Source organism: Candidatus Sulfurimonas marisnigri (genome assembly GCF_015265475.1).
GTDB lineage: Bacteria > Campylobacterota > Campylobacteria > Campylobacterales > Sulfurimonadaceae > Sulfurimonas > Sulfurimonas marisnigri.
The window spans coordinates 716,172-738,445 of the sequence record NZ_CP054493.1 but is presented as its reverse complement, the minus strand read 5'-3'; the positions used below and the strand labels follow the sequence as shown (position 1 = coordinate 738,445).

At 33.4% G+C, this 22,274-nt stretch carries 24 protein-coding genes; 7 read left to right on the top strand and 17 right to left on the bottom strand.

Going from position 1 to position 22,274, the window contains the following annotated elements; genetic code table 11:
- The first annotated feature begins 6 nt into the window (after nt 1–6).
- The 3 genes from HUE87_RS03740 (at nt 7) to HUE87_RS03730 (ending at nt 1,566) form a co-directional block, all read left to right on the top strand.
- A complete protein-coding gene (locus tag HUE87_RS03740; protein ID WP_194367401.1) occupies nt 7–321 on the top strand; it encodes a hypothetical protein in 315 nt (104 codons plus the stop codon).
- Nucleotides 322–878: 557 nt separating this feature from the next.
- Nucleotides 879–1,181: a hypothetical protein gene (locus tag HUE87_RS03735; RefSeq protein WP_194367400.1), complete on the top strand. Its 303-nt coding sequence runs from the start codon at nt 879–881 to the stop codon at nt 1,179–1,181.
- A gap of 79 nt (nt 1,182–1,260) precedes the next feature.
- A complete protein-coding gene (locus HUE87_RS03730) occupies nt 1,261–1,566 on the top strand; it encodes a hypothetical protein (protein ID WP_194367399.1) in 306 nt (101 codons plus the stop codon).
- 300 nt (nt 1,567–1,866) lie between these two features.
- Here HUE87_RS03730 and HUE87_RS03725 read toward each other — a convergent pair whose 3' ends face one another.
- On the bottom strand, nt 1,867–2,463 hold the full coding sequence (locus HUE87_RS03725) for a hypothetical protein (protein ID WP_194367398.1): 597 nt from the start codon (nt 2,461–2,463) through the stop codon (nt 1,867–1,869).
- 386 nt (nt 2,464–2,849) lie between these two features.
- Between HUE87_RS03725 and HUE87_RS03720 the strand changes: the two genes are divergently transcribed.
- Nucleotides 2,850–3,323, top strand: a complete 474-nt coding sequence (locus tag HUE87_RS03720; RefSeq protein WP_194367397.1) for a HEAT repeat domain-containing protein — start codon at nt 2,850–2,852, stop codon at nt 3,321–3,323.
- Between the two features lie 492 nt (nt 3,324–3,815).
- On the opposite strand, the gene HUE87_RS03715 is transcribed toward HUE87_RS03720, so the two are convergent.
- From HUE87_RS03715 to HUE87_RS03680, 8 genes are all read right to left on the bottom strand, one after another.
- Nucleotides 3,816–5,021, bottom strand: coding sequence for an IS3 family transposase (locus tag HUE87_RS03715; protein ID WP_430732978.1), 1,206 nt, complete (start codon nt 5,019–5,021; stop codon nt 3,816–3,818).
- 87 nt (nt 5,022–5,108) lie between these two features.
- Entirely contained in the window at nt 5,109–5,777 is a 669-nt protein-coding gene (locus HUE87_RS03710; protein ID WP_194367395.1) for a leucine-rich repeat domain-containing protein, read from the bottom strand.
- Between the two features lie 3 nt (nt 5,778–5,780).
- Nucleotides 5,781–7,037 (bottom strand): trigger factor, encoded by a 1,257-nt coding sequence (tig, locus tag HUE87_RS03705; RefSeq protein ID WP_194367394.1) that lies wholly within the window; start codon nt 7,035–7,037, stop codon nt 5,781–5,783.
- A gap of 222 nt (nt 7,038–7,259) precedes the next feature.
- The gene (locus tag HUE87_RS03700) at nt 7,260–7,487 is read right to left on the bottom strand and encodes a ferredoxin oxidoreductase (protein WP_194367393.1); all 228 of its coding nucleotides are present in this window, start codon (nt 7,485–7,487) and stop codon (nt 7,260–7,262) included.
- Nucleotides 7,488–7,502: 15 nt separating this feature from the next.
- Nucleotides 7,503–8,210: a 2-oxoacid:ferredoxin oxidoreductase subunit gamma family protein gene (locus tag HUE87_RS03695; RefSeq protein ID WP_194367392.1), complete on the bottom strand. Its 708-nt coding sequence runs from the start codon at nt 8,208–8,210 to the stop codon at nt 7,503–7,505.
- A gap of 1 nt (nt 8,211) precedes the next feature.
- Nucleotides 8,212–9,120, bottom strand: coding sequence for a thiamine pyrophosphate-dependent enzyme (locus HUE87_RS03690; protein WP_194367391.1), 909 nt, complete (start codon nt 9,118–9,120; stop codon nt 8,212–8,214).
- A 12-nt stretch (nt 9,121–9,132) separates the two neighbouring features.
- Complete coding sequence (locus tag HUE87_RS03685; protein ID WP_194367390.1) at nt 9,133–10,317, bottom strand: ferredoxin oxidoreductase; 1,185 nt, start codon at nt 10,315–10,317, stop codon at nt 9,133–9,135.
- A 12-nt stretch (nt 10,318–10,329) separates the two neighbouring features.
- The gene (locus HUE87_RS03680) at nt 10,330–11,043 is read right to left on the bottom strand and encodes a carbon monoxide dehydrogenase beta subunit family protein (RefSeq protein WP_194367389.1); all 714 of its coding nucleotides are present in this window, start codon (nt 11,041–11,043) and stop codon (nt 10,330–10,332) included.
- 279 nt (nt 11,044–11,322) lie between these two features.
- Here HUE87_RS03680 and HUE87_RS12780 point away from each other — a divergent pair, with 279 nt between their 5' ends.
- On the top strand, nt 11,323–11,457 hold the full coding sequence (locus HUE87_RS12780) for a hypothetical protein (protein WP_268246178.1): 135 nt from the start codon (nt 11,323–11,325) through the stop codon (nt 11,455–11,457).
- A 300-nt stretch (nt 11,458–11,757) separates the two neighbouring features.
- Here the strand turns inward: HUE87_RS12780 and HUE87_RS03675 are convergent.
- Nucleotides 11,758–12,914 (bottom strand): IS3 family transposase gene (locus HUE87_RS03675; RefSeq protein ID WP_430732976.1). Its coding sequence is split into 2 segments (ribosomal slippage): nt 11,758–12,671 and nt 12,671–12,914, totalling 1,158 coding nucleotides; the frame shifts between segments, so codons are not numbered across the junction.
- A gap of 347 nt (nt 12,915–13,261) precedes the next feature.
- Between HUE87_RS03675 and HUE87_RS03670 the strand changes: the two genes are divergently transcribed.
- Nucleotides 13,262–13,651: a group III truncated hemoglobin gene (locus HUE87_RS03670; RefSeq protein WP_194367388.1), complete on the top strand. Its 390-nt coding sequence runs from the start codon at nt 13,262–13,264 to the stop codon at nt 13,649–13,651.
- A 21-nt stretch (nt 13,652–13,672) separates the two neighbouring features.
- Here HUE87_RS03670 and HUE87_RS03665 read toward each other — a convergent pair whose 3' ends face one another.
- The 7 genes from HUE87_RS03665 to HUE87_RS03635 all read right to left on the bottom strand — a co-directional run bounded on the left by HUE87_RS03665 (nt 13,673) and on the right by HUE87_RS03635 (nt 19,440).
- Entirely contained in the window at nt 13,673–14,140 is a 468-nt protein-coding gene (locus HUE87_RS03665; protein ID WP_194367387.1) for a hypothetical protein, read from the bottom strand.
- Between the two features lie 168 nt (nt 14,141–14,308).
- The gene (locus tag HUE87_RS03660) at nt 14,309–14,758 is read right to left on the bottom strand and encodes an MOSC domain-containing protein (RefSeq protein WP_194367386.1); all 450 of its coding nucleotides are present in this window, start codon (nt 14,756–14,758) and stop codon (nt 14,309–14,311) included.
- A gap of 246 nt (nt 14,759–15,004) precedes the next feature.
- Nucleotides 15,005–15,346, bottom strand: coding sequence for a hypothetical protein (locus tag HUE87_RS03655; protein WP_194367385.1), 342 nt, complete (start codon nt 15,344–15,346; stop codon nt 15,005–15,007).
- Between the two features lie 196 nt (nt 15,347–15,542).
- Nucleotides 15,543–16,211, bottom strand: coding sequence for an energy transducer TonB (locus HUE87_RS03650; protein WP_194367384.1), 669 nt, complete (start codon nt 16,209–16,211; stop codon nt 15,543–15,545).
- Between the two features lie 116 nt (nt 16,212–16,327).
- Nucleotides 16,328–17,503 carry an ammonium transporter family protein gene (locus HUE87_RS03645; RefSeq protein ID WP_194367383.1) on the bottom strand — a complete coding sequence of 392 codons (1,176 nt, stop codon included), beginning with the start codon at nt 17,501–17,503 and terminating at the stop codon, nt 16,328–16,330.
- A 217-nt stretch (nt 17,504–17,720) separates the two neighbouring features.
- The gene (locus tag HUE87_RS03640) at nt 17,721–18,059 is read right to left on the bottom strand and encodes a P-II family nitrogen regulator (RefSeq protein ID WP_194367382.1); all 339 of its coding nucleotides are present in this window, start codon (nt 18,057–18,059) and stop codon (nt 17,721–17,723) included.
- A gap of 124 nt (nt 18,060–18,183) precedes the next feature.
- Nucleotides 18,184–19,440, bottom strand: coding sequence for an ammonium transporter (locus HUE87_RS03635; protein WP_194367381.1), 1,257 nt, complete (start codon nt 19,438–19,440; stop codon nt 18,184–18,186).
- Nucleotides 19,441–19,759: 319 nt separating this feature from the next.
- Here HUE87_RS03635 and gyrA point away from each other — a divergent pair, with 319 nt between their 5' ends.
- Nucleotides 19,760–22,246 carry a DNA gyrase subunit A gene (gyrA, locus tag HUE87_RS03630; protein ID WP_194367380.1) on the top strand — a complete coding sequence of 829 codons (2,487 nt, stop codon included), beginning with the start codon at nt 19,760–19,762 and terminating at the stop codon, nt 22,244–22,246.
- Nucleotides 22,247–22,274: the final 28 nt, after the last annotated feature.

Sequence of the window (22,274 nt, the reverse complement as noted above, 5' to 3'; positions counted from 1 at the left end):
ATAAAAATGTATACAATAGAAATTGAAAATGAGTGTAGCTGCTTTAAAAAGAGTGGATTTGAAAACAATATGACATTTGAGTCAAGAGAAGATATGATTAATAAAGCAAGGGTTATGGAATGCCGAATGAATCAAGAGTTCTGTATGAAACACTTTTTTGAAGCTGTAGATTACGATAATAAAATAATAATACATAGCAGTCTAAGACCTGTTGATGATGATGATGATGATATCAGAGAACTTATGCGTAGAAATCCAGTTACAATTGGCTTTGATGATGGCGAAACCCCACCGAGTGGAGGTGGATCTTGTGCTGGATAAAATTGCTGACAATACACCATAAATAATTATATTCTAAATAAAGGCATATTAAAAATATATCCTTTAACTAAATGCACCTAACGGTGCTTAAAAACCTACAAAATAATTTTTTGTAGGTTCTTATAATTAAACAAGTAATAATCCACTAAAGCAATTTAAAACTTCTACTAATTCCACAATGTAAACTAGTCATATACATTTCATATTAGAAAACACTCCACCTTTAAGTGTATTACTAGTATTTTTAACACTTAATGTTTTCTGGTATTAATAAATAATGCTTTGTTTATTACCAATATAACGAGTTTAAGTTAATGTTTTATGCACCCTTTTTTAATTAAGTCAATATTAACACTCAGTGAAATATAAATGATTTATTAAACTTTTTTTATCCTTAATTATTTTCATTGATTTTAGTTTTATATTATTAATTTAATTTTTTTTGTTATTATATGTAAATTGGCAATTGAGATGTATCTTTACCTTGAAATCCAATGTATTCAAAGTGTATCATTCTGAACGATATGCTCATACCACTTCGGGATAGGAGAATTATTATGGACATAGAACTCAAAGAAAAACTGGAAAAAATTGTTGAACTTGTTAGTAATGTAATGGTTGATTGTGAGATTAATATTGAGTATTGCATGCCTGGAATAGCTATGACTTCACAATCTTGTAATACTTCAGAAGACCCTTATATTTTGGTGGAGTATGTTGTGAGTGAGTACACTAAGCCAACACGTAAAATCCACTTAACAAGGGGATATCTAAAAGATGAGGCTGATGTAATTGCTAATTTGATTACATTCTCTATTGAACAATTCAAAATGGAGATAGACTCTGTAGAAATGGGATAATTTTATATCCCCTAAAAAATTCATTTATCCATTTTATATTACTAGGTGGAGAGATGAGTGCCCTTAAAGGAGGAGCGTCATGTTAGTAGAACAAAAAGAGAAATTACAAACACTTATAGGACTCATTGATAATATTGCGGTAAACCCAGATGTTACAATTCAATATTGTATACCTGGAGTTTTGATGACTGCAGATGGTTCTGGTAATGGGGATCCGTATATCCAGTTTACATATGCAGTGAATGGTCTAGATCCTCATATACAGCATATGCCTTTGACACGAAGCTACCTTGAGAAGACTCCTCAAGATTTGGCAAATTTATTTACCTTTTCTTTGGAGCGATTTATGGAGGAAATTGATTCACGTCAGTATGGTGCACAATAAATACATTAGTATAGCGTTATGGATAACTATAGCACTATAGTTTAGAACTTCAATGCAGACTATTTATGCTAATGAGTGGGGAGTTTTTCTATACATTCAGAAATAAACCACTCAAACAACTATGGTACTTAAGTAGTTATTCGGAGAACGCCTTAATCAAATTTTAATAATCAGGTGAAGCATGCTAAACCAATAAGGTAGCTTAAAACCTTTATTCTTGGTTATTCTTATAACCCAGCTTTTTTTGTAGTGACATTTAGCATCTTTATTAAATAATCATAAAATAAATAATATAACTAATTAAGATATTCCATGGAATTGTTTATATATTCTTTTCACAAAACTTGGTTTGAGACCTGCAATATATATCTCTTCCATCTCCTCTTCTATATGCTCTTTTTTAATGGCGATAAGAGTTTCCCATCTTTTCACCAAAATCCCTCTCACACTTTTTTCAAAGTCACCGTCAAAATCAGGATACTCAGTATTTAGTTTCTCTATAACATCACAAAATTCTGTTTCTTTAATAAGCTCTAATTGCTCAATTGGATGTATTTTTTCAACTTCTACAAGGTGTGTCCAACCTGCTATTAAGATAGCTTTTAACTCTTTTGCATAATTTCTCTCTTCATCTGGAAGCTTTTGGGTTAATGCTCCAGCCATGTCTTTGAGTTCACTTGCATTTATTATTTCTAACTCTTCTTCAAAACATTGCAACTCTTCTTCATATTCTGCGGCATCTTCATATAGTTTTGCAACGTCAGCATTTTTAGCTTTATTATTTTTAGCTTTATTATTATTTGGAGCAGAATCCTGCTCCTCCGCATCCACTCCAATAGCAGCTTTAAGTTCATCCATTTGTATTTCTAAGTAACGCGTCATTTTCTTGTCAGCCATATTATCATACCTCATAATAATTTTTATATATTTTATCATTATCTTATCGTATCTTAATAACTAAATAACTAAATTAATATAATATTAATATATCTAAGCCTTCCCTTTTATCTAGAGAAGTTAAATCAGAATAAGCAGAGGATTAATTGTAAAAAAATAAGTGAATAGTAACCTTTTCTTTATATTTATTTATTACCTTTTTAACATGGTTCAGAGAGACTTAATATATATTACTTTTTAGTGAATCTTTTAGCTTAATTCTCTACTTACATCTTTTTAAATATTTTCAGTTATTATTGGTCCTAATGCTTCAATAAGATATTAAAAGCTAAAATTAAATAATTGATTAATAGGTAAAATAAATTAAAAACTATAAAGGTAATAATATGACAAATATAGAAGAGTTAAAGTTAGCTAGAAGTGATGACGAGAATATTCGAAGAATGCTTACGCAAAATCCAAATACATCTGCTGAGACTTTAGATAAGTTAAGTGAAGATGAGAGTCAATTTGTTCGTGTGAGAGTTGCTGCACATATAAATACATCATCTGAAACATTAGATAAAATGAGTAAAGATGAGAGTGAGTATGTTCGAGAATTTGTTGCAGAACATCTAAGCACACCCGTTGAGACTTTGGTTGAGCTAAGTAAAGATAGATTGATGGCATATTGGGTTGCTGGAAATCCAAATACTCCAGTTAATATATTAAATAAATTAAGTGAAGATGAAGACGAAAATATTCGAGCATCTGTTTCAGTAAATCCAAGCACACCCGTTGAGACTTTGGTAAAATTGAGTAAAGATGATAATGAAGATGTTCGAGCAGCTGTTGCAAAAAATCCGAATAGAGCGTCTTAAAAATTTTGTGTCAGTCCGGTAGAATTTCAGATTTAAAAGGACAGACAGGTTAACAAAGAGTTCAATCTTAAATAACTAATCAAAGAAACTACTAGAAGGAAAAGAGATCAGTGATAGAGTCGTAGTTCTAGCTACATTGGTCAAACAATTGATATAAGCCCAAGTTGTAATCGCTTATTTTCAACTGCAGAGTTAAGATAAATAGTATAAATACTGTTAAAAAGTAGTTTTTACAATCCAAAGCTTAAAGAAATAAATTAATTTTGTTAAAGTCTTTTTTCAAAAAAATGATTTCCCAAAGCGATCAACGCTATAATCAAAATACAGAAGTACTGACTGTACTTTACACCTCGTTAAGTCCTCTTAACCCCATACTGGAATGTCCCCTATAAACTAGACAATTACTAACCCAGTAAAAACATAACCTTTATAATGGCCTGAAAAATCAAGACAACTTTTCAGCTTAATTAATTTCCACCTCTAACTGTCACCTTACCCTACATTTTTTATAAATTCAAGATACAGATTCATTGGTTTTTGATAAGCAATAGCTGAATGAAATCTTTTGAAATTATATTTATGAATGTAGTTTTTGACACCTTCTTTTAGCTCCTTAATTGATTGATAATCGCTGATATAGATATTTCCATGTTTGAGAGTTCTGAAGAAACGTTCAATGACTATATTGTCGATTGATCTTCCTCTTCCATTCATTGAGATTTGAATGTCATGTTGTTTTAAAGTTTGAGTATGCTCATAACTTGTGTACTTGCTACCTTGGTCTGAGTTAAATATCTTTGGTTTAGGATATTTTGCAAGTGCTTCTTTGAGTACATCAGTTGCAAGCGTTGCATCCATAGAATTTGATATCTTATAGGATAGTATTGCTTTAGTGTGCCAGTCTATAACTGCAGCAAGATACATAAACCCACCATTAGTTCTGATGTAAGTAATATCACCGCTCCAAACTTCGTTTGGTGCTGGAACATATATCTGCTTAGTTCTTCCGTTTTTTGTCCAGTACTCTTTGAGCAGATACTCGTAGATTTTATGTTCTTGGTTTTTGATACTTGTCAACTTCTTTTTTGTTGGATATATCGCTTGTATCCCCATAAACTGCATATATTTTAAGACTCTGTCTTTGCCAATACTATAGCCATCTTCAAGCAGTTGTTGATGAATAAATCTGTAGCCGTACTCGGAGTTGTCTGTGGCTATCTCGTCTATGGTATGCATTATTTTTAGATTTACTTTGCTCATGGACACTGGTTTATAGTAGTGAGTAGCACGACTAATACCCAGTAATTTACATTGGATTGTTTTAGTAAGTTCAAGCCCGTTCTCTATGAGAGTTTTTCTCTCTTTATATGAGACCGAGCTCTCTAGCTTTTTTGCGAGCCATTCCTTTTCAACAACAGATTTACCCAGTTGTTTTTGAAGCTCTTCTATCTCTTCATCTTTAGTCTTGATTTCATTTTTAAACTCTTGTACCGCTTTAGCTGGTTCAAAAGCTAGTGAAGCATTTTCTAAAAATTGCTTCTTCCACTTTGATATGGACTGAGCAGTGATTTTATACTTAGTTGCTATCTGCGCTATAGTCTCTTCTTCTTTGAGTAACTCTAGCACTATTGTAGTCTTTTGTTCTGCACTATAAGTTTGACCTTTTTTTCGACTCATATTTCTCTCCATTAATTTCATAATATTTTAACTATTTTAGAAATTAACTTCGCTGAATTTCTGTCTTAAATATTCAGGCCATTATACTTATTAAGAGCTAATTTCCATTTATATACTAACTATACAGTTCTTAGTCATTAAATTTTCTAGCCATTGAACATGTTCTTTTGTTAATTCTAGCTTATTGTAAACACAATCGAGTTCTATTAAGTTTAAAAGATTTTCTACCTCTTTTGGTAGCTTTGTAAGCTTATTCTTCCAAAGAGTTAATTTAGTTAAATTTCTAAGTTTTCCTATTTCTTTTGGAAGAGAGGTAAGCTGGTTTCCTCCAAGTTCTAAAATCGTTAAATTTAGAAGGTCTCCAATCTCTTTTGGTATTGTTGTTATTTGATTTTCTTGAAGAAGAAGAAGTTTTAAGTTTATTAGAGATCCTATTTGCTTTGGTAATTCTCTTAACTGATTTCCTGCAATATAAATCTCTTTTAAATTTATCAGATTACCTATCTCTACTGGTAGTTCAGAGAGTTGATTTCCCAAGAGATAAAGCTTATTTAAATTAACAAGGTTTCCTATCTCTACTGGTAGTTCAGAGAGTTGAGAACCAAGAAGATTTAGCTCCGTTAAGTTCAGTAACTTATCTTTGCTTCTTGGTAATCCTCTGAAATAACCACCCTCTAAATAAGAATCGTGTTCTATCCACTCTAAATCAGAAATATTATTTTTATCTGCCCATTTCCAAATCTTTTCTATCCAACTTTCATCCATCTTATCAAGCATTATTTATGCTTTATGAAATCCAAGTATTACACCAAAAAGCTTGTCTTCTGTTAGTCCCATTTTTGCTGATATCATTAAGTTGTTATCTTGGTAGTATTGCAATAACTTTTGTGGATCTTGACCTGTCATCGTAGCTTGGTATCCGAGTGCTGCAATGACTTCTTGTTCATGTACTTCAATACCCTCTTTTTTAGCTAAGGCTTCAACAATAAGTGTCATTTTAATACTTTTTCTTGCTTCCTCGCGTACAGATTCTCTTAGCTCTTTAAATTTACCTTTATCTTCCATATAAGACTTATGTTGCTCTTCGCTAAATGATCTTGTTTTTTCACGAACCTTTGCATCTATCTCTTGCTCTACTATGTTATTAGGCAATGTGAAATCAAACTTAGCAAGTAAGCCTTCTACCACTTTAGGCTTAAGTTCACTCATATAAAGTTTTGATAATTCTTCAGCTGTTGCTTGTTCTGATACTTGATTTCTAAGTTTATCAAGAGTGGCCGTTTTGTCAGCAAATATTTTTTGTGCAAAAGCATCATCTAATCTTTCAGGTTTTTGTTCTTGAATTTCGTGAAGTTTAACAATAAATCTAGCTTCTTTGCCCGCTAAATCTTCGGCTGAATAGTCATCAGGAAAACTTACAATAACATCTTTTTCTTGGTTATATTCCATACCAATAAGTTGTTCTTCAAACCCAGGGATAAATGAGTTAGAACCTACTTTGAGGTTGAATTTCTCAGCACTGCCCCCTTCAAAAGTCTTATTATCTACAAAACCTGTAAAATCAATTACAGCAACATCACCATTTTCAATGGGTCTTGCTATTTCTATCTTTGTAAATGGCGCTTGTTGTTGAGCAAATTCTACAAGCTTAGCTTCTACAACTTCAGGTGCTGCAGTTGGCTTTGTATAATTAGGTACTATGTCTGCATAGTCAATATCTACATTAATCTCTGGAGAAATAGCTAGCTCAACTTCAAAATATACACTACTATCTTTTTGCTCATACTTTTTAAGTCCAGGCTGACCTAAAATACTTTCCACATCAATATTTGCTTCTTTTATTCCAGCATCAATGAATTCTTTAAATACTTCCCCTGCTGCAGCTTGCTCAATATTTTCATCAGCAGACTCATCATTCTTTGGTTCTTTAGCATCTTGCTCTTTAAATTTGGCAACCTTGCCTTCAATCACACTATTGTTAATTGTACCACTCATAATAAAGTTAATATCATCTATTTTATTTACTGTAACTTTCACTATAATCCTTTTGGTTTTAATTACTAATTTTAGCATTATTGTCTAAAATTAACTTTTTAAAAAAATTAACTTCAATTAGTTAAAGAATGCTTCTATGTTATAAAAGGAAGTGTCACTAGATATGAAATTTGTCATATGAGGATTTTTATTAATTATATTGCTAGATGATAAGAGATATCATCTATGAAAGTCACCCAAGAGGGTGACTAATGTGTTTAAAGCTTATTCTTCTTTACCGTGAACCATTTCCATCGAAATACAATCTCGACTAAGCATGTCAGTACACACATACACACAAAGTGCACAGCCTTTACATCTATCTTCATCTACCCAAGATGTATTCCCATCTTTATTGAACATCAGCGTATTAGCTTCTGGACAATATAGTGTACACATGTTACATTTATGCTCAGCACACATGTCTGAATTAACTTTTGCTACATAATACATATTATTCCTTCTTTTTTATAGATTCGGTGCTAGTTGGATAACTAAATCACTACCAGTTAGATCTACAGAATTTGCCATCTCAAAAGTTTTCTTGATAACGTCCATATTTTTTTCAAGCAATTCTTCTTTTTTCTTAAATTTTTTCTCGATAGCAGAGTCTAGAGCAGCTGTACCACCAGAAGCAACAAATGAGCTTCCCAAGAATCTCTCTTTTACAGCTGCTTCAATATTTTCTTCAGTTACAAGTTCTGTAAGACCAAGAAGCATACCCATCATAGCCATATTTGTTGCAAGTTCAGTACCAGCTACTTTTACTGCTAAGTCCGTAGCATCAAATTGAACAACTTTTGCATTTAGATCTCTAAGTACTTTCTTATCTTCTTCTTCAAGAACATCAAAGTCAGAATTAATAATTATTAGACTGTTTGGTTTAAGACCTGTATAAAATGGCATTGTGTATGATTTACCATGTGTAACAACTTGAGAGTGATAAATCATAATGATGTCAGGGTAAACAACTTCACCCACTTCATAAATTGGTTCTGATGAAGCTCTTACATAAGCTTCAACAGGTGCCATTCTTTTTTCAGAACCAAAGAACGGTACCAACGATGCATATTTTCCTGCATTGTCCATAGTCGAACCAAGAATGTGCGCAGTGGTAACAACACCCTGCCCACCTAGCCCAGAGATGCGTATATTATATCTTTTTCTAGCTTCCATATTAACTTACCTCCTCTGCAATTTTACCTTTTTTCGCTCTTAACGTTGCTTTCTCTTCAGCTTCTACTCGCTCTATCACGGCTTTTGCTTCATCTGTCATATACTCTTCAAATTGGAAGCGATCTTTCTCTTGCGCTCTTGCATCTGCAAATACTTCCTCCGTAGGAATAGAATATTCGATATTACATGAAGTGTATGCGTGAATGAATGTAGGACCCACTTCTCTAGCAACAAAGATTGCTCTTCTAATGACTTTTGCTGCTTTTTTGATATTTGTTGGTGACATCTTTACAATATACACACAACCAGCAGCTTTTGCCAATGCTGTAGCAGGCATCTTTTCAAACTTTTTACCTTCCGGAGCCATTTTCAATACAGCACCCTTAGGAGACATACCACTCTCTTGACCACCAGTATTACCATAAACTTCATTATCAAGCATGATTGTTGTGAATTTTTCACCACGGATCCAAGAGTGCATAGTCATACTAAAACCGATGTCCATTGTACCACCATCACCTGCTATTGTAATAACGTCCTTATGCTTATCAGGAAAGCGTAATCTGAATGCACGTGATAACCCAGAAGCCATAGCATTTTGGTCGCCATAGTTACCATAAATAAATGGAACAGCAGCTTGTGAGATAGCCAAACGACCACATCCAGCTGTACCAAGTGTAACAGTCTCTTCAGGACATGGTAGTGAAGCAAAAATCAGTCTGATGTAATACGCCATCCAACAACCAGAACACATTGGATGTTCTTCCATCAATTCTTTGAACTGTCCCATATTACCAGGGCCAGCTTCATCCTGGCTCTTTCCAAATGGACCATAGTCAACTAACTCTACATAATCTTTTGGTAGATATCTTTTAAACCGTTCTGCCGGAGTTACATATTTTAAACTCATATTATCCCTTTTTTATAATTTCAGATCGTATTCTAAACCAAGAGCGGTATAAATTTCTTTCATAATCAATTCAACCGGAAGCGTCATACCACCGAATACTCTTGGACCACCTACAACAATACCACCATTAGGTATAGCTGCTTTAACTTCTTGAGACAACCAACCAATAATGTTATGTTCAGGAACAATTAGTGTCTTAGCATTCTTAGTTGCTTCTTTGATTTCATCAATTGGAAATGGTCTAATTGCTTTTACTTTGATCAAACCAACATTTAAACCCAATTCTTGCGAAGCTCTATGAGCTTCTCTACCTTGTGCAGCAGCACAACCAGAAGCAACAACAAATACATCAGCATCAGGGTTAAGAACTTCTATTGGTCCACCAAGATACTCATAGATATATTTCATTGCACGCTTATTTGAATCCCAGATCTCTTGCTGCCATACTGCATGAATTAAGTAACTCATAAAGTTTGACTTTTGAACAGGAGCATCTCTTTGGATTCTAGCTGGTGGCGTTTCATTGTCCATAGCTGGAACTGGTGCAGCAACTGGATCAAATGCAGTTAGTGCCATATCCTCAGGAGTCATATCAACGTAACCTTTTGCGTGTGTTACGAAGAAACCTTCTGTTGCAACTGCTACAGGAATATAAACATCAACTTTTTCTGCAATTGCAAATGCTGCCAATGTCATATCAAACACATCTTGCTGATTCTCAGCATGTAACATAACAGCACCACAGTGCATCATGTATGCCATTTCGATATTATCTGGCTGTATTGATAATGGTGCATTTACAACACGAGTTAAAATACCTAATACTGCTGGAACTCTATGTCCAGACCAAGATACAATTGCTTCTAAACCTCTAAGAAGTCCGGGTCCTGATGTTGCTGTAAACAAACGAACACCTGCTCTTGAAGCACCAGCGATAGCTGACATCGTACCAAGCTCTTCTTCAGCTCTGTAATACTCTTTAATATGACCTTGGTGATAAATATCACCAACAAGGTGCATAACCTCTGATTGTGGCGTAATAGGATATGCAATAGCCATATCTACGTTTGCTCTTTTAACAGCTTCCGCCATCGCTTGAGCACCTGTAATAAAGTGCTTTTCTCTTGGAGCCTCTTTTAACATATAATTAATATCTACTAGTTTCTTATTTAATTGTGGTCTTTCAATTGCGCTCATCTATTTTCTCCTTTATTCAACTGCAGTAACATGTTCACCTTTTTTAGACATGATGAGACTTCTATACTCGCCATAGTCTGCCGGTGACAATGTACTATAATCCTCTTTTGGTAAAGATGGATTTTCAGGTGGTAGAGTAGTAGTCCACTCAATGCCTAGTTTATTTCTCTCTTCAATGACAATATCTTTGAATTTTCTAATATCATCTGCATGTAAATCTCTGATTGATGCCATCGCTTCTTCATGTCCCATATAGGCACATAATGCAACCGTATAACAATCTGTACCAGCACGGATCATTCTAAGTGTAAGATTTGCGTAGTGACAGTGTACACCTACAAAAACACAAGCTTTGATTTTGTTATCTAAGATTGTTAGATTCGGGTGATTTGGATTGATTTCAGCCTTAACATCGATTTTTGGATATTTTGGTCTGTAATCTGGCATTGGAATAATTTTACAGTTTGGAATCTCTGACGCAAGTTCTAATAGAGCTGCAGCTTTCTCTGCAACATCATCTTTCCAGTCCCATAGAACTTGAGGACCAGGGAAGATTGTTGGGTTATCCTTTGTGAGTAATGCTATTGCAGCATCTCTCATTGCCTCTTCTTCAGTGACAACATTCCCATAAAGTAAAGCTTGACCTTTTGGTGCAAGTTCGACTCCCATGGATGGTGCTGACTGTGGCATATAACCTGCCGGACCTTCTTTTACTTTTTTTATCATGTTTAACTCCTTGTATTTACTGAAAAAGTTTCCATAAAGTTACATTAAATCTTCTTACAATGTTTTTAAGTTTTATATCTAATATTAGATCTTAAATATAAGCGAACAAAACCTACAAAGATGAGATTAAAGATTTCAAAGAAGAAATTAAAGATCTAAAAGAAGAGAAGAAGAAGCTAGCTAAAGCACTTAACAAAGGGCATATAAAAGAGCTTTTATTTGTCAAACAAGAAGTCTCTTATAGACTCTAAGCATGCTAATTATTACGATAATAATAATATGAAATCATATAGAATGAGTAGAATAGTTACACAATTAGATCAATTTGAATTTATTGATATGAGTAGAATAGTTACACTCAAAACACCAATCTATAGTCTGAAAAATATAAAAATCACTAATATTATTGATTAGATATACAAATATACATCATTTTACTCTATTGACTTATTCATATGTGGCAATAAGAGTGTAATTTTAAGATAAGTATTAACAAAGATTAAATTATGTGAATACATATGTTATATAAGCTATATAACCTAGAAAGAAACGTACAACATCAATTTAAATTTATGAGCATAAAATCTTTCAATACAACGTATATTAAACATCTAATTGAGCAGTTATAGTTTGCAACCAGCAATTAGTATATAGAAGTTATTAGCAAGTTGGAATGTCCCCTATAAACTAGACAATTACTAAACTAGTAAAAACCTAACTTTTTAAAGACTTTTGATTATACCTTTTTTCAAACTCATTCGGTGAAATATAATCTAAATAACTATGTCTTCTTTTTGAGTTGTAGAACATTTCTATATATTCAAATATTTTAGAAGCTGCAATTTCTCTCGTTAAAAATATCTGTTTTCTAACAAGCTCCTTTTTTAGAGTCTTAAAAAAGCTCTCGGCAACTGCATTGTCATAACAGTTTCCTCTTCGACTCATACTCAGAGTAATATTATGTGAAGTTGCAAACTTTTTATAGTCGTAAGAAGCATATTGACTCCCTTGATCTGAGTGAAGTATGACCTTGTCATCCTTACTTAGTCTTGTTGTGGCCATTTTTAATGCTTCAACAATTAACGGTGTAGTTTGGCGATGGCCAGTTGCCCAGCCAATAATTTTTCTACTATATAAATCAATAACAGTGGCTAAAAATATCCATCCTTCTTTAGTTCTAATGTAAGTTATATCACTCACCCATGTGTCATTTGGCTTCCCTGAAATGAAACACTGATGAAGATGGTTTGGATAAGCTTTGTGAGCTGGACCAGCCTTACTATATGGCTTACGTTTATAAGTGCCTACCCCATACAGTTTAGCTTCACTCATGAGTCTAGCTACTCGCTTTTTATTTACATGAATACCTAACTCTTTGAGGTCTTTATGAATATTCCTGTGACCATAAACACCATTTGATGCTTTGAATGCATCTTTAATCTGTATTAGCAATTCTTTATTTTCAAGTTCTCTATCTGAGATCGGCTGATTTAGCCACTGATAATATCCGCTACGGTGTACTTGCATAACTTTGCAAAGTCTATGAACTGAATAAACTTCACTATATACTTTTATAAAAGCATATTTTAGTTTGTGTGGCTTGCAAAGTACACCGCGGCCTTTTTTAGTATGTCCCTCTCTTCTGTAACTCTTTTGAGCTCTTTTTGGAGTTTCTTTATCTCTATTTGAGATTCATCTAATATTTGATGCTTTTGTATTGCTTGGGGAGATTCTAATCTTTTTATCCAGTTTCTTAGTGAGTCAGGATGAACTCCTAGTCTATCAGCAGTATCTGTAATGCTATACCCATTTTTTGTAACTTGCTTCACCGCTTCTATTCTGAACTCTTCACTATAAACTACTCTTGCCATTTTTTAATCCTATTAAATCTCATAATACATTCGTATTATTTTATCTAAATTACTGAATTAAATATTGTCTAGTTTATAGGGGACATTCCAAGTATGTTAAATTTTACAATTTCAATAAATTTAATTCCGTTCTTAATTATCAAAAGCTGATGAATGCTTATATCATGTAAGTTTTACAACGAAGTTTCTTTAGAAAAAGTAGCTTAATTAGGTGGAATTTAAACTACATAAATTGTGCCTTGACTTTTAGTGGCATGATAATCTAAATATTCAAGTGGACTTGATATTAATCAATACCGTTGTATTATAGTTTAGCTATACTCTCATCATTCATACAAGGAGATGCTATGCCTTATAATACTGTAGATAGAGGTACGATAAAAAAAATGGTGCGTGAGTTTTATGCAATCATTCTTAAAGATGATGTTCTAGGTCCTTACTTCATCAAAGCCTTAGGTGATGATTTAAAAAATGGCAAGTGGCATGAGCATTTTAATACTCTAGATAACTTTTGGCTTATGATGATGACCGGAGAGAGAGGCTATATGGGTGACCCTTTTCCTTCACATGCTTTTATAGGAGAGCTTTATCCTGAAACTTTTGAGCGTTGGTTAAAACTATTTAATGAGGTTGTACATAAGTTATTTGTTCCAGAGATTGCTGAGAAGTTTTATAAAAAAGCTGAAATATTAGCAAAACAATTTATGGATAACCTTGATATAAATGGTGAAGATTAAGACGACTAAACAAAATATTTTTTATTTTGCAGAAAAGGGTACTTCATCTAAAGAAAAGTTTTGCAGTTTATTAGTTATCCATTTATGTACACTAGAGTTTTCATTAAGAAAGAGGTAGATTCCTCCGCCATCCTCATCATTTTGGATAACTACACTATCGTTGTTGTCTATCTCCCATTCAGCTAAATTATCATATTGTGCATATTCTTTTTGTATAATATAGTTTTGTAATAATATCTCTTTCTCTAGAGAGTAAAAAAGAAATCTTTTAGAAGCAATATTGTCTATCTTTACTGAAGTAGAAGAGTTTAAACTATATATTTCATATCCGAAACTTTCTATAAGTTCAGATACAAACTCCTTAGTCCAAGCGAGCACCTCTTTCATACATTTGGAGGTTTGGGGATCTGTATTGTCTCTATCTAAATATACTGTATTAAAGTCTTTACAGATGTTACTGTAGTCTATTCCAATACCTATTTTTTTCATGTTTCGTACTCCTTTTTTAAAGGGGACATGCCCTAGTTAAGAGAATTTTTTCTAAAGATCTTTAACAGTAATTTATATAGATCTTCTCATCTATAATTGAACCTAAATTCAAATTCTTTCAACTCTAGATAACATTCTTTCCTTCTAAAACAAAGAAGAAGATTCATCTTAAATCTCTTTTATTACCTTTACTTCATTTCCAATTTTGATTCCTCCATAGTCTACAGGAGATACAAAAAGACCACGTTTTCCATGAATTAGTTCAGGAAGCTCAGGTGCAAATGCATATAGGTAACGGTAATCCTCGCATGGTCCAGTCACTTCAAAGAGAGTTTCCCCGATCTCGATTATCGATCCTTTGTTTAGATGATAAAGGTCAATGTCTACATAAATGTTTTCCATCAATACACCTTTTTCAAGAACAAGTTCCGCCTCTTCTATGATATCATAACTCTTTTTTGAAACTAAAACCAATACTGGCTCTGTTCCATTTTCATAGTCTCTACTACCTACGATACCATTAGAATCACAGTCAAAGTCATCACACTTCATGCGGTGACCAGAACGCATCATGTCAGGCATGGTCATATATAATGATAATACTTTTCCACTTTTCATCTGTTGTCCTTTATTATAATAATACAAATTTTTGATAATAGTAGCATAGTTTATCTCTAGCCTTATTACTTTTTTTAATTAGAAAAATAAAATAATAATAAATAAATAATTTCGAATCCCAAACCGTCTATCATCAAGTTACTTATCTTCTCAACTCTTAGTTAGATCTTTTTAGGTTTATAGTCTGTCAACACATTATATAATACAAACTAAGTCTTTTTAGTTGTAATTATGCTTACTTGATTTTTATTTTTCTTCAATTTTAATATCTGAAGAAACAATATATAATGGTGCATTATGAACATGTAGCATAGCTGTACCACTTCCTAGTGCAAAACCATATAAACCATGTTCTTTAATAAGACTAATTCCAAAACCCATATCCATATAAGGCAGTACACTGTTTTCCAATATTCTTGAATTACTGATATTGATAAACTCTATCTTAACAGTATTAAGATCTTCACCATCATCATCTTGCACTACAATTGTAAGAACTTTTGAAGTATCCGAAAGTGGTTGAATTGAGCGAATCTGAGCATCTTTAAAATTATTATATTTCTCTAATAAGGTATTTATTTTTTCCATTATTTTCCTTTACAAAATTATACTGGCATCTTATCGAAAGAAAACTTACTTATACCATTCGTTATTATCTTAATCATCGAACCTCAATTTGTTAGTATTATTTGGATAAATATGCTTGATTTTTACTCTCAACAAACGATAAAATCTTTTTATATCTTATTATAAAATCCGACTTATATAGTAAATATAAAAAAATTTATTCACTCAAATTATAATTTATTGGTACATTTAAAATAATTTCTTTATTAGGTTTTGGAAATTTCCCGGACAAATCTTCTATTGTTTTAACTGCTGCACGACTTAATATATTATTTTTTGAGTTTACAATCTCAACATCATAAACTTCAGAATCAATACCTAGTGTAAATCTTATAAAAACCTCACCGGTAATATTTCTTTTTCTAGCATTTCTTGGATAGTATAGGTTCTCTTGTAAAAGTTGCGTTATTTTCTGCGTATTGATTTTCAAATACTCTTTTGCAACTTCTTCTTTGTTTATATTTGGTTCTACATGTAACTTTTTTTCAGCAATTTTTACAGCAGTTTTTTCTTCTAAAACACCTTCTTCGGCTATTATTTCTGCTTTGATTGTCTCAGTCTCTTGTATTTTTTCACTATCTTGCGTCTTTGGTTCAAAAATATCTTCTTTTATTGGCACTATAACTGGAGCTACATGTATTTCTTTGGGAGTGATTTTATCTTGTTTAGTTGCAGTCTTTTGTTCTTCTTGAGGCTTTGGATTTTCAACATTTATCTTCTCTTTGGTAATCTCTTTAGCCTGTAGGTTACTTAGTTGAACACAAACTATAGTTTCACACTCTGCTTTTTTATTACCAGAGTAATATCTCCAAGTAAACAGCAGCATTAAAATCAATATAGAATGAAAGACAAGTGATATTAGTAATGGGCGGCTGTAGTTAATCATGATGGTAATAGTAACAAAAAGATTGTTACTATTTTGTTAAAAGAAGAGTATGAAGTCTATATAGCACGTTTGAATTCTGGATAAGCTTCTACACCACACTCATTTACATCCATGCCTTCAACTTGAGCATCATCTTCTGCTCTGAATCTTGATATTTTATTTATACTATATAAGACTACAAATGAAACACTAAATGCAAAAACTGCTACGATTAAAACACCCTTCAATTGTGCCATAAAAGAGACGCTATCTACAAATATTCCAACTGCCAAAGTTCCCCAGACACCATTTACAAGGTGAACTGAAAGTGCTCCAACAGGATCGTCTAATTTTAGTTTATCAAAGAGAGGAACTGCAAAAACAACTAAAGCACCACCGATTAGACCAATTAAAATAGGTGTGTACATGTCATACAAATCAGGTCCAGCAGTAACGGCAACTAAACCACCCAACGCACCATTTAAAATCATAGTAATATCAAGCAGTTTATATCTGAAATACATAATAAATCCAGCAATGATAGCACCAGCTAGACCAGCTGTATTAGTATTCATAATTGTTTTAGCAACGCTGTTTGCATTCTCAACAGAGGAAATAGAACCAACACTTCCACCGTTGAAACCAAACCAACCTATCCAAAGAAGAAGTGCTCCCAAAACAACAAGTGGTATATTTGAAGCTGGTATAACTCTAATTTTTCCATCTACGTAGCGACCCTTTCTTGGACCCATTATCATAATTGCAGCAAGAAGAGCCCAACCACCTGTTGAGTGAATCACAGTTGAACCTGCTAAATCATACATATCAATATCTAGCATTGTACCTGCTAGAATATCTGCACCCCAAGTTACATTTACAACTAATGGGTATATAACTGCACCCATAACAACTGTAAATATAGCAAGAGGAATAATACGAACGCGCTCACTAACACCACCACTCATAATATTTACTGTTTTACCAACAAATGCCATTTGAAACATAAAAACTGCCCATATACTCTGAGTATCACTCTCCCAGCCACCAAAAGCTAGCTCATAACCTACGAGCAAAAAGGCCAAAGATGCAACTGCGTAAATCATTACATTTATTGTAAGAACAGCAGATACATTTTTTGTACGTACAAGTCCAGCTTCTAGCATGGCAAAACCAGGAACCATGAATATTATTAAGACCATTGTGAATAGTGTGAAGAAAGTATCAATTATATATTTAAAATCAGCTTCTAACATGTAAATATCCTTTTAAAATTAAAGGAAATATTATAGCTTAAATACTATGTAGTTCTTTTTTGAGTTGATTAATTTTTAATCAGTTTGAAGAATTCAAGTAAATATTCTACTTAAATAGGAGTCATCTTTTAGGAATGCTGACCAATGGCATTCTCAACGACGAGTTGCCTAAGCGGAGTAAGCGTTGCCAAAGAAATTACTTCCTTTGGCGTTATAATTAAATCGCCTCGCTGTCAGTTTCACCAGTACGGATACGGATAATTTTTTCAATATCTGTAACAAATATTTTACCATCACCGATTTTACCAGTTCTAGCAGCTTCAACAATTGTATTTGTTACTTGCTCAACCATCTCATCAGCCACTACCATTTCCATTTTTATTTTTGGTAAAAAGTCTACTACATACTCAGCACCACGGTAAAGCTCACTATGACCTTTTTGACGACCATAACCTTTCACTTCACTTACCGTCATTCCATCAATGCCTATTTCAGCTAAGGCATCTTTTACATCTTCTAATTTAAATGGTTTAATAACCGCTTCTACTCTTTTCATAATAATATCTCCAAATTTTAGTTTAAAATTGTAACCATATTTAAGGTTTAATGCAACTTATGGTATCTCTACACACAAAAAAAAGGGGGGGGGGGAATTAACTCCTCTCCCCTAAGTATTTTAATTATAGGTTAATAGCCTTTTCGCCGTGAACTGTTTCATCAAGACCTTTTGCTTCAGTCTCCTCATCAACTCTACCACCGCCAGTTAAAGCAGACGCAATAAAGTAAACTATTGCTGTAACAACACCACTATAAACTATAGTTAATCCAATTGCTTGAAATTGACTTACCAGTTGAGACATCATGTCATAATCTTTAGCCATCGCATAGTCAGCAATAAATATTGCCGTAGCAATTGAACCCCAAATACCAACTAAACCGTGGATCCAAAATGCATCTAAAGAATCATCAACTTTGAACATGTTTTTAAGTTTAGAAACACCATAAAAACCTAAAGCACCACCAACTAAACCTATAATAATTGCACCCTCAACACCAGCAGAACCAGCAGCGGGAGTAATAGCAACAAGACCAGCAACAGCACCAGAAGCACCACCAACTAAAGTAGCTTTTTTGTAAACTAACCACTCAACAGCTATCCAACCAATAACACCAAGAGAAGCAGCAATATTTGTAACTAAGAAAGCAGATGCAGCAACGCCATCAGCAGCTAGCTCAGATCCAGCATTAAAACCAAACCAACCAAACCATAGTAATGCAGCACCAAGAGCTACTAATATAGGTGAAAATGGCTTGATAGCAACTTTACCGTAATCTTTTCTTCTACCTAAAATCATTGCAACTACAAAACCAGCAACACCAGCATTTAAGTGAACAACAGTACCACCAGCAAAGTCCATCTCACCAAAGTTCAATGTAGTCGAATTACCACTCCACGCCCAGTGTGTAATAGGAGCATAAACAGCTACAATCCATAATGCAACAAATACCATAAATGTAGAGAACTTAACTCTCTCTATCATTGAACCACTAGCAATTGCAACAGCAATTGCTGCAAAAGTTCCTTGAAATGCAACAAAAAGAAGCTCAGGAATAGTACCACTTAATGTGTCTGAAGTAATTCCAGATAACATAACCTTTCCAGAACCAATTAAGTCACCATCACCAAATGCGATTGAGTAACCAACTAATACCCACACCAAACTACCAACTGCGAAAGCACCTAAACTCATACTGACAGTGTTAATAACATTTTTACTACGAGTAAGACCACCATAAAACAGTGCTAATCCCGCAGGTGTCATCAACATAACTAAAGCCGTAGCAACTATCATCCAAGCAGTGTCACCGCTGCTTAACGTATCCTCTGCAAATACAAATGTTGGCAATGCCAACAAAGCCAGAAAAAGTCTCTTCATTTATTATCCTTTATTGTTTAACTTCCAAAAGTATACAAGTTAAGTATGAGTAATTAATCAAAATTGTGATTAATATTTAAGCACATGCTATTTGATTTTATAAATTGTAAAATAAAATCCACTTTTAATTTTAACATATATACATTGTATTTAACGAATATAATTTTAAAACATTACTATACTATAAAATTTCAATAAATTTGGCTTCACAATTTCACACATACAAATTTTCTTAAAAACTTTTATTAATTTTATCAATATCTTAAGGGATATTAAGATATTATAAAAGAATTTTATTTTTGAAAGAACAGGTGTGTATATGGGCGATTTGCTAAACAACGATGAGATACAAACTATAAATATTGAAGAGACACTTCAAAACAGCTACCTTGATTACTCTATGAGCGTAATTGTAGGTCGGGCACTCCCTGATGTTCGTGACGGATTAAAACCTGTTCACAGAAGAATTCTTTATGCGATGGATAAATTAAACCTTTCACACGGTGCAAAGTTTAAAAAATCAGCTCGTATAGTTGGTGATGTTATTGGTCAGTACCATCCGCACGGTGATACTGCTGTTTATGATGCTCTTGTTCGTATGGCTCAGGATTTCTCAATGAGAATGCAACTTGTTGATGGTCAAGGAAACTTCGGTTCTGTTGATGGTGATTCTGCAGCGGCAATGAGATATACAGAAGCTCGTATGACTAAGTATGCTGGTGAACTTCTAAAAGACCTTGATAAAAACACAGTTAATATGATAGAGAACTACGATGGGACTACTAAAGAACCAGATGTAATGCCTACTCGCGCTCCAAACCTCCTTATTAATGGTTCATCTGGTATAGCAGTTGGTATGGCGACAAATATTCCTCCTCACAATCCTACTGAAATTATGAATGGATTAAAAGCACTTCTTAAAAATCCAGACATAGAGCTATCTGAAATAATGCAACATATAAAAGCACCTGACTTTCCAACTGGCGGTATCATTTTTGGTAAAAAAGGGATTATGGATGCTTATGAGACAGGTCGTGGTCGTATAAAAGTTCGTGCAAAAACCCATATAGAAAAAAAAGGTAACAGAGATATTATTATTATCGATGAGCTACCTTACCAAGTAAATAAAGCACGTCTTATAGAGAATATAGCAAACCTTGTTAAAGACAAAATGATTGATGGCGTATCAGAGATTCGTGATGAATCTGACCGTGACGGTATGAGAGTTGTTATTGAGCTAAAAAGAGATGCTATCAGCGAAATAGTTCTAAACAATCTTTTCAAACAAACTAGCATGCAAACTACATTCGGTATTATCATGCTATCTATATTAAATCAAGAGCCAAGAATCTTTGGAATAATAACTATATTAAAGCACTTTATAAATCACCGTAAAACTATTATTATTCGCCGTACAATTTTTGACCTTGAAAAAGCAAAGGCAAGAGCACATATTTTAGAAGGTCTTAAAAAAGCACTTGATATTATTGATAAAATCATAAAAGTAATCAAGGCAAGTACAAACATAGAAGAAGCACGAGACAACCTAGTTTCAGAGTTTGATTTTTCTCAAATTCAAGCACAAAGTATTGTAGATATGCGCCTTGGAAAACTTACAGGTTTAGAGCGCGAAAAAATCGAAAATGAACTACGTGAGCTTATTGCACTTATTGAGTACCTAGAGTCAATACTAAAAAGTGAAGAAATTTTACATGGAATTATTAATGATGAGTTTGATGAACTTCTTCTTACATATACTGATGTTAGACGTACAGAAGTTGAAGATGACTATGATGACATAGATATAGAAGATTTAATCCCTAATGAGCCGATGGTAGTAACTATTACTCATAGGGGCTACATTAAAAGAGTCCCTCTAGCTTCTTATGAAAAACAAAAACGTGGTGGAAAAGGCAAGACTGCTGTAACCACTTATGAAGACGACTTTATTGAGAGATTCTTTACATGTAACACACACGACACACTTCTATTTGTAACAGATCGTGGTCAACTACACTGGCTGAAAGTTTACAAAATCCCTGAAGGAAGCAGGATTGCTAAAGGTAAGGCTGTTGTAAACCTTCTTAACCTTATGGCTGATGAAAAAATTCGTTCTATCATCCCAACAACTGACTTTAGTGAAGAGAAAGGACTAGTATTCTTTACACAAAAAGGTATTGTAAAAAGAACTAACTTAAGTGAATTCTCAAATATTAGAAGCAATGGAGTAAGAGCTATTGTTCTTGATGATGATGATGCTTTAATTACAGCAAAAATAGCAGATCAAAGTATTAAGTACTTATTTATAGTTACTAAACTTGCTCAATGTATTAAATTTGACATTGAAAAAACTCGTGAACAAGGTCGTAGCACTAGAGGTGTTAGAGGGATCAAGTTTAAACACAATGAAGATGTAGTAGTTGATGCAAATATCATTGCTAATGATGAGCAAGAGATTTTAATAGTTGCTGAAAAAGGTATCGGTAAACGTACAGATGCTGGTGAATACCGCTTAACTAACCGTGGTGGTTCAGGTGTAATAGCTATGAAGATGACTGCTAAAACTGGTAAAAATATTGTAGGTTGTCTAATGGTAGATGAAGGCATGGATATGATGGCTCTTACTAACGCTGGAAAAATGATTAGAGTAGATATGCAAACTATATCTAAATCAAGTAGAAATACTTCTGGTGTGTATATAGTAAAAGGTGATGATGTAGCAAGTGTTTCTCGTTGTCCAAAACAACCAGATCAAGATGAAGATGAGGATGATGCTCTTTTTATTGATCCGACTGAGTTGGTATAGTAGTTGCTTAAGCTCCTATATTAAATCA

What these genes read in the sequence shown, in the direction of transcription:
- HUE87_RS03695 (WP_194367392.1), bottom strand. Translation starts at nt 8,210, where the DNA reads ATGGAAGCTAGAAAAAGATATAATATACGCATCTCTGGGCTAGGTGGG.
- gyrA (WP_194367380.1), top strand. Translation starts at nt 19,760, where the DNA reads ATGGGCGATTTGCTAAACAACGATGAGATACAAACTATAAATATTGAA.
- HUE87_RS03655 (WP_194367385.1), bottom strand. Translation starts at nt 15,346, where the DNA reads ATGGAAAAAATAAATACCTTATTAGAGAAATATAATAATTTTAAAGAT.
- HUE87_RS03740 (WP_194367401.1), top strand. Translation starts at nt 7, where the DNA reads ATGTATACAATAGAAATTGAAAATGAGTGTAGCTGCTTTAAAAAGAGT.
- HUE87_RS12780 (WP_268246178.1), top strand. Translation starts at nt 11,323, where the DNA reads ATGAAATCATATAGAATGAGTAGAATAGTTACACAATTAGATCAATTT.
- HUE87_RS03635 (WP_194367381.1), bottom strand. Translation starts at nt 19,440, where the DNA reads ATGAAGAGACTTTTTCTGGCTTTGTTGGCATTGCCAACATTTGTATTT.
- HUE87_RS03645 (WP_194367383.1), bottom strand. Translation starts at nt 17,503, where the DNA reads ATGTTAGAAGCTGATTTTAAATATATAATTGATACTTTCTTCACACTA.
- HUE87_RS03715 (WP_430732978.1), bottom strand. Translation starts at nt 5,021, where the DNA reads ATGAAATTAATGGAGAGAAATATGAGTCGAAAAAAAGGTCAAACTTAT.
- HUE87_RS03720 (WP_194367397.1), top strand. Translation starts at nt 2,850, where the DNA reads ATGACAAATATAGAAGAGTTAAAGTTAGCTAGAAGTGATGACGAGAAT.
- HUE87_RS03665 (WP_194367387.1), bottom strand. Translation starts at nt 14,140, where the DNA reads ATGAAAAAAATAGGTATTGGAATAGACTACAGTAACATCTGTAAAGAC.
- HUE87_RS03660 (WP_194367386.1), bottom strand. Translation starts at nt 14,758, where the DNA reads ATGAAAAGTGGAAAAGTATTATCATTATATATGACCATGCCTGACATG.
- HUE87_RS03680 (WP_194367389.1), bottom strand. Translation starts at nt 11,043, where the DNA reads ATGATAAAAAAAGTAAAAGAAGGTCCGGCAGGTTATATGCCACAGTCA.
- HUE87_RS03685 (WP_194367390.1), bottom strand. Translation starts at nt 10,317, where the DNA reads ATGAGCGCAATTGAAAGACCACAATTAAATAAGAAACTAGTAGATATT.
- HUE87_RS03710 (WP_194367395.1), bottom strand. Translation starts at nt 5,777, where the DNA reads ATGCTTGATAAGATGGATGAAAGTTGGATAGAAAAGATTTGGAAATGG.
- HUE87_RS03735 (WP_194367400.1), top strand. Translation starts at nt 879, where the DNA reads ATGGACATAGAACTCAAAGAAAAACTGGAAAAAATTGTTGAACTTGTT.
- HUE87_RS03670 (WP_194367388.1), top strand. Translation starts at nt 13,262, where the DNA reads ATGCCTTATAATACTGTAGATAGAGGTACGATAAAAAAAATGGTGCGT.
- HUE87_RS03650 (WP_194367384.1), bottom strand. Translation starts at nt 16,211, where the DNA reads ATGCTGCTGTTTACTTGGAGATATTACTCTGGTAATAAAAAAGCAGAG.
- HUE87_RS03690 (WP_194367391.1), bottom strand. Translation starts at nt 9,120, where the DNA reads ATGAGTTTAAAATATGTAACTCCGGCAGAACGGTTTAAAAGATATCTA.
- HUE87_RS03730 (WP_194367399.1), top strand. Translation starts at nt 1,261, where the DNA reads ATGTTAGTAGAACAAAAAGAGAAATTACAAACACTTATAGGACTCATT.
- HUE87_RS03640 (WP_194367382.1), bottom strand. Translation starts at nt 18,059, where the DNA reads ATGAAAAGAGTAGAAGCGGTTATTAAACCATTTAAATTAGAAGATGTA.
- HUE87_RS03700 (WP_194367393.1), bottom strand. Translation starts at nt 7,487, where the DNA reads ATGTATTATGTAGCAAAAGTTAATTCAGACATGTGTGCTGAGCATAAA.
- HUE87_RS03725 (WP_194367398.1), bottom strand. Translation starts at nt 2,463, where the DNA reads ATGGCTGACAAGAAAATGACGCGTTACTTAGAAATACAAATGGATGAA.